This is a genomic window from Lactobacillus helveticus, assembly GCF_046109915.1.
GTDB classification, from domain to species: domain Bacteria; phylum Bacillota; class Bacilli; order Lactobacillales; family Lactobacillaceae; genus Lactobacillus; species Lactobacillus helveticus.
This window is the reverse complement of record NZ_CP151471.1, coordinates 2,050,324-2,063,834: the sequence shown is the minus strand read 5'-3', so window position 1 is coordinate 2,063,834 and position 13,511 is coordinate 2,050,324. Positions and strand designations below refer to the sequence as shown.

The following is a 13,511-nucleotide window of genomic DNA, read 5'->3' as shown; positions in this document are numbered from 1 at the left end:
ATAGCATTTCTTTTTCTCGGAGTATATCTATTTGCTAATCTAATGTTTTAAATGGTCTACCGGTTAATTCCAATTATTAACTCCAAAAACAAAAACCTTGATAATAATATTCAACTAGAATATTATACCAAGGTTTTGTTTAGTTTAGAACCTACTCCTAGTGCCTCTAAACTTGATCTGTTACAAATATTATTATACGCAGGTTTAAACATGTTTGCAACAAGTTGACAACAATAGGTAAGTGTCAATATTAGTTTCTAATATAATTTTTGATTTGCAAAATTATATTTATGCTTGCCGCTCTTGTACGGGAACATATATCAATTTCTCATCTTTTTCCAAATGCCAAGCAGAAGGGTTAACTGCATCTTCAATTTTTCCTTTAATTTCAAACCAATCTGCAATATCATATGATGCTTCTTCAATAACTTCATCCAATGTATCGCCTTCAACAATCATTCCTTAAACATTTGGTGAAGTTACAACATAATAATGGCCATCATCGTTATATTCTTTTACAATTGCAGGATATAGAGCTTTATTTTTCATTTAATCCCCTACCTAAAGGCTGTAGCATCTATCTTATCTAAATAGTCTTTCTCTTCTTTAGTAATATGACCATATTTGTATAAACCATTAGTTACTTGAGATTTGGTAAACTTCAGGTCTTTTTCATCAATGAATTTATCAAGCGAAAGCAAGATTCACATCTCCTAGTATAAATTTTCAATATTCAATTAAAGAATGGTTCACGTCTTGCGCATCTACTATAAACAATTTATTTATAACAGATTTATTTTGAAAGCCATAATACATTGGTGTAGTACAATCATCCAATAATTTATTTACAGCGATTTTTAAATCCAAGTAGTGATAATTATTATTAATTTTCGCCATTAGCTTTACGATAATACAAAGTTGAAATGCTAATCGATTAGTGTAAATACCTGAATCCGATTTTACTAGTATATCTCCCAGACTATTATTGCTTTTATATTTTGCAGGGACTTTAGCTCTTGTTCTAAGTTTAAAATCTGCCAGAATTCCATTATGACAGCAAATATTTCTAATTAAGTTTATACTTTCTAGCCAACTAACTAGTTCATCTGTTTTGCAATCAAAATAATCAGAGATTTCACGTTGATTACTCTTATTCATCAATTTATATAAATGTATACTTGTTCCTAAAGTCAATTCATTCATAACAAGCCAAATAGGTGGATATATTCTATCAGTATTACGTAGATAATCTTGTACATCTTTGGAATAAGATTTTTTATACTGTACTGTAAAGTTTCCAAAAAATTAGTTTGCTCTCTTTGAATAACAAACTTATTCATATATTTTCCACGTAAAAATTTATTTTTAATATTTCGCTGACACCATAGTCTAAAGTCTAAGTATCCATATGCACCGTATTTTTTACCAAGTACACTGGCAATTTTAGTATTTAAAGTCGTTTCAATATCTTCAATTGCATGCAATACTGCCTGTTTCAAATGCTTATCACGATAATATTTAGCTACCAACTTATCAAATGAAAGGTCCTCATACCTATTTTTAGGCCTATTAAAATACGGGACAGAATAATTCTTCAAACTATAATATCCAATCGTACTAATCGTTGTTAATTGTTTATGTAATCGGTCAATTTCTAGAGCACTAGTATTATGTATTGACAAAGAAATACCAGTTACATTTCTCATTTTAAATAATGCTAACTGGTCAATGTATCTAAGGGGGATATTGTGTTCTCTCATAATTTTTGCATAAAAAAACCTTCGCGATAGGACGTATCCATTAAGCGAAAGGATTGATATTTCTACACTTAGTGTAAAGTAATACGTCACTAAAAGCAACTAAATTTATTCAATTAACTAAGATCGTAAATGATTCTAACAACTATATATGAAATCAGTAACATAATTATACCTTATCCCATCCAATAAAGGAATATATGTTCTTAATCGAATTTCACAAAAATACAACATCACATACCTTTTAACTTTCGCTTCAACAATTCAGCAAAAGAAGAAACAATTGATTTTTTATTTCCATTAAGGAATGCAACTCCATAGTTTAAATTAACCTCATATTTGATTCTAATAGGAACTACATATTGATTTTTAGGACCACAAATAAAGTTAGGACAAAGGATAATACCTATTCCCGACTCCGCCATCATATTTGCGGTACCTACATTATTGACATACGCAATCTTTTTATTTTTATGTTCCTTTCTAATAATTTCTTGCAGACGTAGTTGTTCTGGTGGACACCAATTGTTATCCAATAAGATTATGTTTTCTCCCTTTAAATCATCTAAAGAAATTATTTTTTAGATGATAAAGGATTATTTAGAGGAACTACTGACACAAAATAGCCAAGCATAACTGAAACATAGTTTAGATTGTAATTATTATCAAGATCATCCCTAGTAGTAAGAACAAGATCACAGTCTCCATTTACTAGCTGACGCTTTAATTGAGTATGATCATAATTCTGAAGAAAAATCTGGATGTGAGAATATTTATCATGAAATTCCATAATAAATTGAGGAATAAAAATCGTCTCATAAGGTGAACCGGTTAATCCTATCGTAAGCATCGTTTGACCACTGTCGGTAAATCGTACTTCTTGTACAGATTTATGATAAGTATTCAGCATGGGCTTGATATTTTCATAAAATTCTTTTCCTTTAGCAGTAATAGTGACACCACTTCTAGAACGTTTAAATAATTGCACACCAAGTTCATTCTCAACAGAAGTAATAGCTTGTGACACTGCTGGTTGAGAAACATTTTTCCGGTATGCAGTTTTTCTAAAATTAAGAGTTTCAGCTAAATCAACGAATATCGCTAAATGATCTAAATTCATCTTTATTCTCCTGAAAAGAAAAGCTTATTAGTAATAAGATACTTGATAAGAATAGCTTATTTACCATGTTATTATAATACATGTAAGCGCTGTTATATTAACAGACTAATGGAGGTTCTAGTTATGACAGAATATAAGAACGTTGACGGTTATGATATTGATAATATTAAACCAGTTAAAACTGTAGAAACCGATGTCTTAGTTGTTGGTGGTGGTAATGCTGGTATGATGGCAGCCGCTGCTGCTAAAGAAAAAGGTGCAAACGTAATTTTAATTGAAAAAGAAAAGACAATTAACCTAATGCGTGTTGGCATTGCTAGTGTGGGTAGCAATGCTCAAAAACGTGCAGGCACTGAAATAAATAAAAGGGATTTAGTCGAATCTCTTGCAGCCTTTGCTCAACACAATGTTGATGAACGTTTGTTAAACACTTGGGCAGATCATAGTGCTGAAAGTGTTAATTGGCTTGAAGACAACATTTTAAAGCCTAATGGAGCACATTTAAAATCAGAACCCGATGCAATGGTAACTAGCAAAGCATATCAAGGCTTTCCAACTGAAAATGACCCAACTATTGATGATAAATCATTTGTTTCTTATGGTAAGTGGTTTGTCAAATATCAAGAAGATCACGGCATTGACATGCGCTATCAAACTTCCTTGGTAAAGCTAATTAAGAAAGATGATACAGTTACCGGAGCTATCGTTAAGGATCTTGTTAAAGATGAATTCTACGAAATTGATGCATCTAAAGGTGTCATTATTGCAACCGGTGGTTATTCAGCAAATAAGAAGTTACTTCAAAAATGGGATCCATTAGCATTAAAGAAAAATGTCTATAATGATTCACCACGTTCTAACGGAGCAGGTATTACTTCAGCCTTAAATGTTAGTGCTATGCGTGATGAAGAACCTGCAGAAACTATCTTCGATCGTGGATTAGTACCTGTTGGCACCAAGACTGAAGATATGTATTATCAAACTCCAACTTATGATCATTGGCTCTGGATTGGTTCTTATCCATTCTTAAAAGTAAACTTACGTGGAGAAAGATTCTCAAATGAATCAGTTCCTTATCAATTCATCGTTAATGCAGCAAGCAAAGAACCAGGCTACTTATATGCCATGATTTGGGATGATAATTATGGTAATCATCTTGAAAATATGCATATGCTAGGTTGCGCACGTTACGGCTTCCCTGGTTATATGAAAGATAAAGAAGCATTTATTAAAGACACCGAAATGCATATTAAAGATGGCTTAGTTGTGAAAGCTAATACTATTAAAGAATTAGCTGAAAAGCTTCATATTCCATATGATGTATTAAAGAAATCAATTGATAACAATAATAAATCCGTTGTTGCAGATACTGACAATGAATTTGGTAAAGAGCCATACAGAATTACTCCAATTGATAAGGCTCCATATTATGGTTGTATTTTGGGTGGACGTATTCTTTGTACTTTTGATGGTTTAAGAATCAATACTAAGATGGAAGTACTTGATAAAGACTATTACCCTATCAAACACTTATATGCTGGTGGTAATGACGCAGGTGGCTTCTTCTGGGGATCATACAATGATCGCGTACCAGGCTTGGCAGCTAGTCATGCTCAAACATTTGGACGCTTAGCCGGCATTAATGCTGCAGAAAATTAGATATAAGATTACGCGTGGTGCTAGTTAAATCGTTTTAGTTAATAAAAAAGTCCAATCGGACTAGACTCAAGTTGTAGTATTCAATAGAAAAGAGTCTGATCTGATTGAACTGCCTTAAGCTTAAGCGTTTTAGTCATCCTAACGCAAGTTGGTTTTAAAGATTTAGTCAAAATTTGCCGGTACTGGTATCGTTTATCTGCTCCGGCTGAATTTAGTCAACGGCGAAACATCAACCAGGTAAAAGCTACGGACAGTTTAATCTTGGCTTTGCTTATCTGGCAGGCCAAGACTGGAATCGAATCACAAAGAAGGTTCTGCGAATGCTTCGGCTGTCTATCGCATTCGCGTTTTAACCGCCGTTCTCGACAGCTGCTCCAGTTGATTTATCAGATACGCCAAAAAATGAATCAAAAAGTTGATTTAAGCGGACAATTCTTGATTATTGACAGTTTTCCCGTTCCAGTTTGTCAGCCGGTTCGCAATTATCGCGTAAGGATTTTTCGCGGTTCTGCGAATATTGGCTATAAGGCAGCCAAAAAGATCTACTATTATGGTTTCAAAGTTCATGCGATTGTCAGCGACGACGGCTATGTTCTTGATTATGCCGTAACCCGCGCCTCAGTCCATGATGCCAAGGAAACGGTGGAACTAATGAAAAATACTCATCCAGCCAATCGCTATCTGCTTGGCGATGAGGGCTATTTAGGCAAACGATTGCATGATCAATTAAAGCAAATGGACGCCATATCGGAAAAACATGGCTGGCGTCAAAAAGCACAATGATCGTCAATTGATGGCTATTCGCAGAACAATCGAGCGTGCAGTTTAACTGGCTTTCAAGCACGATTAGAAATTGCTATTCTGACTTATAATCTAGCTTATTGTCTAGAACGATTTAACTAGCACCACGCGTATTATGCATATAACGGCTTTAATCTTGATTATCAAGTTGACCAGTTACACAAAATGCTAAATAGCAAAACGAGCAAACACTACCCTATAACAAATCAAAGACCATTAATTGAGCAACGATTAAAAGAGGGTTTCACCCTGTATGACTTTGAAAAGGCTATTGATTATCTTATTCAGCATCAACAAGAAATATCGTTAAATGATTTAATCGTTCACTTGCCCGACTATCTAAATAAAATTAATTCGAATTAGTTTAATTTAAAAAAGCGACTGTATCAACTTACAGCCGTTTTTGTTTTGTCTTATTGATGCTGACATTGCAATTCTAAGAGCATGTACATAGCTGAAAGCCAACAACGGGAAAACGGAACAACGGGCAACTAGCCATTAGAAAACCCTTAGTTAACCCCTAGCGACTTTCGCATATTGCTTTTTTGGCTCGCACCAATGGACTGAACTTTTGGTTTTGAATCCAATAATTGAAACGTTGGGTAAATTCAGCAAGTGCTTCTTGTTTCAAAGTTCCGAACCGTGAACGAGAATATCCAACTTTTTTCGCTACTTCAAGGTTGGTCATGTCATTTAGATAGCAATCTACCAAGATTGTTTTATATGGTTTCTTAGTTTTATTCTGACAATCGCTAAAAGCTTTACCAGTGCAATATACCAACATGTCCGCACGTCTTATTTTTAGTAGATACCTGTTATCCAACATTTCAAAACTAGATATATTTTCGGGAAGCAATTCGGTATTAGTGCGTCCGGCTATGGACATTAAGACATCGAAATACTTATCAAAGAAATCTTTTGTAGTAATTTGTAGTATTTCAGCATTTTCAGCCATGATAGCCCTCCTACAGTGCGTTTAAATATTTAGAGTTTAAAATACCCTATCAAAACCCTACGGCAAAGCGAGGCAAGCTCTTTTTTATTGCATGACGAAATGGACAATTCAACCTTACAAAACCTTACATAAATTCACGCATCTACGCTAGTAAAACTCCACCTATATCCAAAAAATCCGCAGCTCTTTCAGCCTCAAAAAACCTCAGTTTCACTCTGATTATCATTTTAAGGCAATATAAAAGCTTTTATTAGCCCCTTAGTATGGGATTTACACGTGTTCAAGATTTAAATTCAGCATAGCAAAGAATAGACGGCAAGTTTTAAGAATAAACAAAAAGCATCCCTAAAAGGGATGCCGTTTTATTTATTGAGTGTCTATCTGTTGTCGATGACGCTCACATCTCTAGCCCGTGCTTATTTTAACATAAAAAATGAGCTATCCCGTAAGATAGCCCGTTCGATAATGAATAATGATATAGAATACAGCGTTAATTATATCACGTGATTAATAATTAAAAACCTTTGATTAACTCGCTTGCTCCAACTAAAAAATATTGCTCCTAATATTGCTCCTAAAAACAATAATTCTAGTTAAATTTAAAACATCACAACAAGCACAAAGCCTATTATATCAAGATTCTTATTAATTAAATTTATCCTAAAATAGCCAACTCACTTTTTACAAAAGAGTGCTAATTTTATCGATTATGATTGTAAACGGAGTTTTTCTACCTATAAGGTACACTAATTATTTAAAAAACTGCCGACAACAGCCCTTCAATAATGCCAGAGGTTAATCCCATTGCATAATATTGCTTGTATGCATCCCAAAAATTGCGGCATTCTTCTCTATCTTTACCATCAATGAAATAATATTTACCATTTTTCTTATTTCTGAAAGTTTTAAACGAGGCATAAAAGATTGCCAAAAATGCCATCAAAACAAAGAGAATAATCGGGAAGAAGTAACCAATGATATTTTGAAAATTATATGCCATCCCTGCTGCAATTACGACTAACAGATAGATTACGGTAACTAGTGGATTGCAAATTAGACGTGGCGGCTTTACTTTCATGGATAATAAGATTGAAAAAAGCAGCGGCAAAATCAGAACGATTAATAAAGTCAGTGCATACCCATTGTTAATATCTTTTAATTGACCAGAAAATACATGGTCTAATTTGCCCCAAAACATGCACAATAAACCGACTACCCAATAGACAGCGGTCATGATCCAAGTAATTTTTAATGTTTCATTTTTCTTCTTTTTCATTCTTATCATCCCCTTTAGTTAGCCAAAATTATAGCACGCTGTTAAGGTGAAAAACTAGCACCGATAATCAAAATTGAATTAACTCACAGCTTTACTTTATTTCAGTGTAAAAATCCAATTAGTTAGAATCTTTTGGTTAAATTAGCAAGAGATTGAAGTTAATTGGATTCTTTTTTTATCTTGTTCGTCTTCCTTGAGAAGACTTATTTAGATATAATTATTTCCGCAGAAAGTTTTATGAGCGGTGGTTGTTTTACCTCCCGGAGGTGAGGCCTATGGTCAATACACTAGAGAAAGGGTTCAACCATGTCGGTTTACGATTGCATTTCTTTGATGCTTTTGTTTGGGATGTTTGTGTTGGCTTTGCTGACTTACATCGATCATCACGACAAAAAATAAAAACGCCGCTCAATTTGATAACTTTGGAAGAGTTATTGAGTAGCGTTCATAGCAAAAAATAATCTTAGCCACCGCTCTTAAAGCGGGCTGCACGGGGGACCTTCGGGTCTCCTTTTTCTTTACTTAAATTATAGCATATTTTACTAGTTATTATTAATTCCACCTAATCTGGGTAAGTGTCAATATTTTTGCGGTAGGCTATTAGCCATTAGTCTGACCTTAATTTCTTAAATATTTATTTGATTTATTTTTCTGCTAAAATCGTTTAAATAGCTATGTCCTGCTGTTAAGCTTTCAATGGCGCCGTGATGAATGCCCAGATGAGCTTCATGCGTCTTTCTTAGGCTGGCACGAACTGCACCTTTCAATTCTTCCTGATCAACAATATCGAGCTGCCCACCTGCAAATTCACTGCTAAGCCAGTATTCCAGCTCTTTGTTTTTAATGCAAGTCAGCACACGCAGAATTCCTTCGGCACCATCTTCTGACCAGTATTTTCCTTGCCCTTTGACGCGATAAGTATACTTGCGGTGATTGCTCTCACAGCAGCCAATTGCCTTAATTACTGACAAATGACGCATTTTGAATGGCTTAATATCCACCCAGCGACGATGAAGATAGCTGCGCAGGCGCCTTAAATTCTCATGATTTTCTGGCGTATTCAGCTCATCAATCAGATTGCTTTCAATCGTGTCTAAAATCACGTCAGTCAAGTGACGGTCATATTTAAACTCAACTGCACTGATCAATTTGCTTGGCATAGCCGGCATAAAGCCTAAACGGTCCTTGATCTTTTTATTCAAGTGAAAGACATCCAAGAAGTGTTCGTGCTGCCGGCAATAGCCAACTATTTCATCAAAGTCTTTCTTGGCATAGCCAGCACCGCCATCGGCATTACTGATAATTAAAGTATCGCTTAAGTCATAGGTATTGGCTAAATAAGCTTTAATTTTTTGCAAAGCATCCAAGCGGCTTAAAGAAACAAACTCTTTGGCCTGTACTCTCTTTCTGCGTGTCTTGCTTAAATTAATAATATCCTCGCAGACTTGATAGCGATGAAATTCCAGTCGCTTCTTGGTGCCTTTAATCACAACGCCATCGCCTTCAAGATAAAGCACTGGCACCTTTTTCTTTTGAGCAATACCATCGTATCTTTCCTCAGACTGCTGCTGTGCTTTAATCTGTTTGCCTGCTTGCACAATCAGCTTGCCAACTTGACTATGGCTAATATTGAAACAGGAGAGAGTATTAACAGCTAAAGCAGTATTGCGGTAAGTTGCCACGGCGCTAACCTGCAAAATATCCTTCACTGCCAAAACACTGTAACGCTTATATTTGTCATAGCCCATCAGCTTATCCAGTGGATATTTAGCCTTTTTGCCAGGACAAGCATATCTTCTGCGCCAATAGCTGATTTCACCAAAGGCAGTCACAACTGAACGCTTATTTTTCTTCTCGATCTGATAGCCTTGCTTTTTAGTCTCTTCAACTAGACCAGCATCAACTTCTTCTAGTGCTGCTGTCATCAATTCTCTAATCAGATCAAAGAAATAGCACATTAATGCCTTTTCACGGGCAATAACATTATTTTCAGACTTAATAATTTTTACGATATCAGCTATAATAGATTCCATAAAAGACCAGCTTCTAATGTGTTTTTTTCGTTAACATCAGACTACTGGTCTTTTTGCTTGAGCTCAAGTCCAATTTCAAAGGATTTGAGCTTTTTTAATTAATTATTCAACTTACCGCAAAAAATTATACACTTAGCCTAATCTAGCATATTTATATATGACCGCAGAATTTTTATGTACAAAATCTTCAAAAGAAGCAATTTGCTCATTGCTAAACCCCTCATTATAAAGCCACTTATAACTAGGAAGTTGAGACCGTAAAATAGTTTGTGTAAGGATGAATGATTCCTTAAATTAATTTCTGAAAACATTAGAAAAAGGAGTTCCTTTCTCGTATGATTGGATTGAACAAAAAAACAACATACAGAAAGAAGAACTCCTTCATGAATGATTTTACCAAAAATATGGCTCAAGCACTATTCAATCAAGACAAAGTTAATGATTTTTTGCGCAAGGAAATTCAAACTGCAGTTAATCAATTGCTTGAAGCTGAATTGACTGCCTTTTTAGGCTATGATCCTTATGCAAAAAGCGGATGGAACTCTGGCAATTCCAGAAACGGCATCTATTATCGCAAGGTTGATACGCAGTTTGGCCAGATCGAAATTCAGGTTCCCAGAGACAGAAACGGCGAATTTCATCAGCACACTCTGCCTGACTACAAGCAGCACTCGGACGTCCTGGAAAGCATGATTATCAAGCTTTATGCCAAAGGCGTCACTACCAGAGAAATAGCCGATCTGATTGAAAAGATGTACGGCAGCCATTACAGTCCGGCTCAGGTATCAAATATTTCCAAGCAAATGATTCCAAAGGTTGAAGCCTATCACAAACGCAAGCTTAGCGACAGGTTCTTTTGCGTTTATCTTGACGCAACGTATCTTCCGCTGTGCCGAGAAACGTTTGAGCGTGAAGCCGTCTATATTGCCATCGGCATCAGGCCCAATGGCCATAAAGAAGTAATCGACTACTGCATAGCACCCAGCGAAAACGTCGAAGTTTGGACTGAAATGCTTCAAAACATGAGATCGCGGGGTTTGAAGCAAGTCGAGCTTTTCTTGTCTGACGGTGTTGTCGGCATGAAAACAGCTCTGGCAAAGACTTATCCCAAAGCACATTTTCAGCGCTGCCTGGTTCATGTCATGCGCAATATTTGCAATAAAGTGCGTGTTGACGATCGTGAGACAATCATGAACGATTTCAAGCAGATTCATAGGCAGCCTAACAAGACAGCCGCTGTACAAACTCTTCATGCATTCTATGACAAATGGAACAAGGCATACAATCATGTCATTAGGAATCTAAAAGACATTGAGCCTGATCTATTGGTCTTTTACAACTATCCCAAACAGATCAGACCCTCAATCTATTCCACCAACATGATTGAATCCTTTAACAATGTCGTTAAACGCAAGGCAAAGCCCAAAGCAGAGTTTCCAAGCGAGCAGTCGCTTGATACTTTCATTGGCATTCAGGCAATAAGCTACAATGATCGCTACTTCAACCGAATCCATAAAGGCTTCGGCCAAGTGCAGGATACATTGGAATCCTACTTTGACTAAGAAAAAATTAAAAAATCAATTTACGAGAAAGATCTATTTACACAAACTATTTGACAGTTTCAGGAAGTTTAATTCTAGCCTCCCTAAAGCCATTTTCTACCGGTTGTTCGAAATTAATTAAAACAGTATTATCTGGTTTAATTTTCGAATGAGTAATTATTGTTTCATCAGGCAATTCAATGTATGGATATAGCATCTTCTCATCTTTTCCTGTAAGTAAAACCATTATTTTTCTCCTTTCATTTTACTTATAATTATTAACTACGCAAAAAGACACCAAGAAATAATCTTTCTTAGTGTCTTCTTTATTTTATCTATCGTTTTAACTTTTTTGTTTTCTAGAGAAGAGTAAGTTATGTAAATTAATGATTAATTATGAGCTGTAACAGCGATCAACTTATCACCGTGCTTGTCGCCAGCGTCGGTAATGCGTTGAACGTTTGCGTAGTTAGCAGTGTTAGTAATGACTACCATAACAGTAGTGTCGTAGCCTGCCTTCTTCACAGCATCAAGGTCAACGCTGCCAAGCTTATCGCCTTTTTCAACTCTTTGACCTTGTTTTACAAAGCTTTCAAAGTGTTCACCCTTAAGGTTTACAGTATCAAGACCGATGTGAATCAAGACTTCTGCACCGTTATCTGACTTAATACCATATGCGTGCTTAGTTTCATAAGCAATAGTTACAGTACCAGTAACTGGTGAGTAAATTGTGCCATCACTAGGGATAACAGCGGCACCGTCACCCATTAACTTAGCTGAGAATACTTGGTCATTAACCTTAGTTAAACTTTCAGGAGTACCATTAACTGGTGAAACAATAATTTCATCCTTTAATGATAATTCTTCTTTACCAAGCTTTTCTGCCTTTTGGTTTTCTTCAGCGTAATCAGCAACATCGTTTACTGGAACGTCTTGTTCAGCAACTTCTTCCTTCAAGTGACCCTTACCGTAAACGTAAGTTAAGATGAAGGCAACTGCGAAACTGATTAACACAGAAACAATCCACATTGGAATGGTCTTTGGATAAATTGAAAGGAATCCAAGGAAACCAGCTGAACCAAGTGCAGCAGCAGTAACATGTGTAAAGCCTGCAAATGCGGCAGCAACACCTGAACCAATCAAAGCACAGAAGAATGGGAACTTATACTTCAAGTTAACACCAAACAATGCTGGTTCAGTAATACCAAGAAGTGCAGATACACCTGATGAACTTGCCAAACCTTTCATCTTCTTGTTCTTAGTTAAGAAGTAAATTGCGAAGGTTGCGGCACCTTGAGCAACGTTAGCCATACATGCAGTAATAAAGATAAAGTCACCAGAACTTGCTGGATTCTTAGCAAATGCTGCCAAAAGTTGAGTTTCAACAGCTGGGAAACTTTGGTGAAGACCAGTAGTAACAATTGCTGAATAAGTCAAACCAAAGACACCCATACCCAAGGCACCAGTAGTATCGTAAAGTAATACAATACCGTTAGTAATTGCATCTGACACACCCTTGAAGACTGGTCCAATAATTACAAAAGTAAGGAAACCAGTAATCATAATTGAAAGAAGAGGTGTGAAGGTAAAGTCAACTGCAGATGAAAGCCATTTGTGTAATCTCTTTTCCAAAAGTGACAATACCCAAACTGATACTAAAACTGGAATAACCTGATATTGGTAGTTAGTTTGTGCAACATGTAAACCAAAAATATCCCAGAACTTAGTAGCACCACCCAAGTTAGGTGTGGTCATAATCATACCGATTGTAGCACCTAAGAATTGGTTAGCTCCGAACCGTTTGGCCGCCGACATACCTACCAGAATTGGCATGAAGATAAATGGAGCGGCTGACATAACTTGAATCATGTTTGAAAGGCCGGCAATATTAGGAGCCATTTGAACAACTGACTTAGAACCAAATAATCCTGGTGAAGTCAAGAAGTTGTTCAAAGCCATCAACAAACCACCAGCAACTAAGGCTGGAATGATTGGAACGAAGATGTCAGACAAAAGTTTAATGAAGTCCATTACTGGGTTCTTCTTTTGACCTTCTGCAGCAACCTTCTTCAAATCGTCAGTTGATAATTCTTTCAAACCAGTGATCTTAATGAATTCATCGTAAACATCATTAACATCCCCTGGCCCAATAATTACCTGATATTGACCATTGGTCTTAAAAGTACCTTTAACATCTGGATCATTGTCCAATGCCTTTTGGTCAACCTTTGAGTCATCTTTTAAAACTAAACGCAAACGAGTAGCACAGTGTGCACCAGCAATAATATTATCGCGGCCCACATCTTTAATTATTCGTTCAGCCACCTTTTTGTGGTCCATATTTGTTTCCTTCATGTAAACGTTTTATT

14 protein-coding genes and 1 pseudogene are annotated in these 13,511 nt (G+C 36.0%); 4 read left to right on the top strand and 11 right to left on the bottom strand.

Features of this window, described 5'->3' with window-relative positions:
• Nucleotides 1-288 precede the first annotated feature (288 nt).
• The 6 genes from AADV52_RS10540 to AADV52_RS10515 form a co-directional block, all read right to left on the bottom strand.
• Nucleotides 289-438 carry a hypothetical protein gene (locus AADV52_RS10540; protein WP_157951893.1) on the bottom strand — a complete coding sequence of 50 codons (150 nt, stop codon included), beginning with the start codon at nt 436-438 and terminating at the stop codon, nt 289-291.
• Between the two features lie 119 nt (nt 439-557).
• Nucleotides 558-701, bottom strand: a complete 144-nt coding sequence (locus tag AADV52_RS10535; protein WP_014918303.1) for a hypothetical protein — start codon at nt 699-701, stop codon at nt 558-560.
• 25 nt (nt 702-726) lie between these two features.
• Complete coding sequence (locus AADV52_RS10530) at nt 727-1,227, bottom strand: Abi family protein (protein ID WP_051001674.1); 501 nt, start codon at nt 1,225-1,227, stop codon at nt 727-729.
• A complete protein-coding gene (locus AADV52_RS10525; RefSeq protein WP_157951896.1) occupies nt 1,200-1,706 on the bottom strand; it encodes an Abi family protein in 507 nt (168 codons plus the stop codon). Before AADV52_RS10525 ends, AADV52_RS10530 begins: the two co-directional genes overlap by 28 nt.
• A 284-nt stretch (nt 1,707-1,990) precedes the next feature.
• Nucleotides 1,991-2,293, bottom strand: a complete 303-nt coding sequence (locus AADV52_RS10520) for a hypothetical protein (protein ID WP_051001673.1) — start codon at nt 2,291-2,293, stop codon at nt 1,991-1,993.
• A 38-nt stretch (nt 2,294-2,331) separates the two neighbouring features.
• Nucleotides 2,332-2,877 (bottom strand): LysR family transcriptional regulator, encoded by a 546-nt coding sequence (locus tag AADV52_RS10515; RefSeq protein ID WP_051001672.1) that lies wholly within the window; start codon nt 2,875-2,877, stop codon nt 2,332-2,334.
• A gap of 123 nt (nt 2,878-3,000) precedes the next feature.
• Between AADV52_RS10515 and AADV52_RS10510 the strand changes: the two genes are divergently transcribed.
• Together AADV52_RS10510 and AADV52_RS10505 are read left to right on the top strand one after the other, a co-directional pair.
• Nucleotides 3,001-4,536: an FAD-dependent oxidoreductase gene (locus AADV52_RS10510; protein WP_014918300.1), complete on the top strand. Its 1,536-nt coding sequence runs from the start codon at nt 3,001-3,003 to the stop codon at nt 4,534-4,536.
• Nucleotides 4,537-4,640: 104 nt separating this feature from the next.
• A pseudogene (locus AADV52_RS10505) lies at nt 4,641-5,439 on the top strand (IS982 family transposase).
• 418 nt (nt 5,440-5,857) lie between these two features.
• Here AADV52_RS10505 and AADV52_RS10500 read toward each other — a convergent pair.
• Complete coding sequence (locus tag AADV52_RS10500) at nt 5,858-6,292, bottom strand: hypothetical protein (RefSeq protein ID WP_014918298.1); 435 nt, start codon at nt 6,290-6,292, stop codon at nt 5,858-5,860.
• A gap of 754 nt (nt 6,293-7,046) precedes the next feature.
• The gene (locus AADV52_RS10495; RefSeq protein WP_041808644.1) at nt 7,047-7,577 is read right to left on the bottom strand and encodes a hypothetical protein; all 531 of its coding nucleotides are present in this window, start codon (nt 7,575-7,577) and stop codon (nt 7,047-7,049) included.
• 297 nt (nt 7,578-7,874) lie between these two features.
• Here AADV52_RS10495 and AADV52_RS10490 point away from each other — a divergent pair, with 297 nt between their 5' ends.
• Nucleotides 7,875-7,967 carry a putative holin-like toxin gene (locus AADV52_RS10490; RefSeq protein ID WP_023061469.1) on the top strand — a complete coding sequence of 31 codons (93 nt, stop codon included), beginning with the start codon at nt 7,875-7,877 and terminating at the stop codon, nt 7,965-7,967.
• A gap of 227 nt (nt 7,968-8,194) precedes the next feature.
• Here AADV52_RS10490 and AADV52_RS10485 read toward each other — a convergent pair whose 3' ends face one another.
• Entirely contained in the window at nt 8,195-9,601 is a 1,407-nt protein-coding gene (locus AADV52_RS10485) for an ISLre2 family transposase (protein ID WP_126096224.1), read from the bottom strand.
• Between the two features lie 383 nt (nt 9,602-9,984).
• Here AADV52_RS10485 and AADV52_RS10480 point away from each other — a divergent pair, with 383 nt between their 5' ends.
• On the top strand, nt 9,985-11,163 hold the full coding sequence (locus AADV52_RS10480; protein WP_040457022.1) for an IS256 family transposase: 1,179 nt from the start codon (nt 9,985-9,987) through the stop codon (nt 11,161-11,163).
• A 46-nt stretch (nt 11,164-11,209) separates the two neighbouring features.
• Here the strand turns inward: AADV52_RS10480 and AADV52_RS10475 are convergent, their stop codons facing one another.
• Both AADV52_RS10475 and AADV52_RS10470 read right to left on the bottom strand, forming a co-directional pair.
• Entirely contained in the window at nt 11,210-11,389 is a 180-nt protein-coding gene (locus AADV52_RS10475; protein ID WP_014918293.1) for a hypothetical protein, read from the bottom strand.
• 143 nt (nt 11,390-11,532) lie between these two features.
• Nucleotides 11,533-13,482: a sucrose-specific PTS transporter subunit IIBC gene (locus tag AADV52_RS10470; protein ID WP_014918292.1), complete on the bottom strand. Its 1,950-nt coding sequence runs from the start codon at nt 13,480-13,482 to the stop codon at nt 11,533-11,535.
• Nucleotides 13,483-13,511: the final 29 nt, after the last annotated feature.